Origin of the sequence: Mesorhizobium sp. M5C.F.Ca.ET.164.01.1.1, assembly GCF_004792125.1 — a bacterium.
In the GTDB taxonomy this organism is placed as follows: Bacteria; Pseudomonadota; Alphaproteobacteria; order Rhizobiales; family Rhizobiaceae; genus Mesorhizobium; species Mesorhizobium wenxiniae.
The window spans coordinates 1-445 of the sequence record NZ_SRTG01000109.1 but is presented as its reverse complement, the minus strand read 5'-3'; the positions used below and the strand labels follow the sequence as shown (position 1 = coordinate 445).

The 445-nt window shown below is 57.5% G+C and carries 1 pseudogene; it reads right to left on the bottom strand.

What is annotated here, in order from left to right:
- Nucleotides 1–445, bottom strand: a pseudogene (locus EN807_RS32650) (IS110 family transposase); the annotation flags it as partial.

Here is a 445-nt window from a genome sequence, read left to right as displayed (position 1 = left end):
GTCGACCGTAGCCTTGAAAGCCAGCGCAACGACAGGTCCGACACCAGGGACGGTCATCAACCGTCTGCAAACCGTGTCACCCTTCACGATCGACAACAGCCTTTCATGCAGTACCGTGAACTGCTCGCGAAGTTTCTGCCGAGCGGCGAGCAACACCTCCATAATGTCACGTAGCTCCGGAATGTCGCCGGAAAGGTCCTGGATGCGATCCGCAAATTTGGCAGCGCCGACAATGCCAACCTTGATACCGAAGTTACGCAACAGGCCTCGAATGTCGTTCTCAATTGCGATGGCCTTTTCCTGCAGCAACTTGCGGGCTGTCAACAGGCGCCCGACGTTCCTGCTCATCAGCGTCTTGACGTGCATCGGCCGGAACACAATTAACCCGCATCATCTGCGCGATGCCGCGCGCATCGTTGCGGTCGCTCTTGTTGACCTGCGCCTT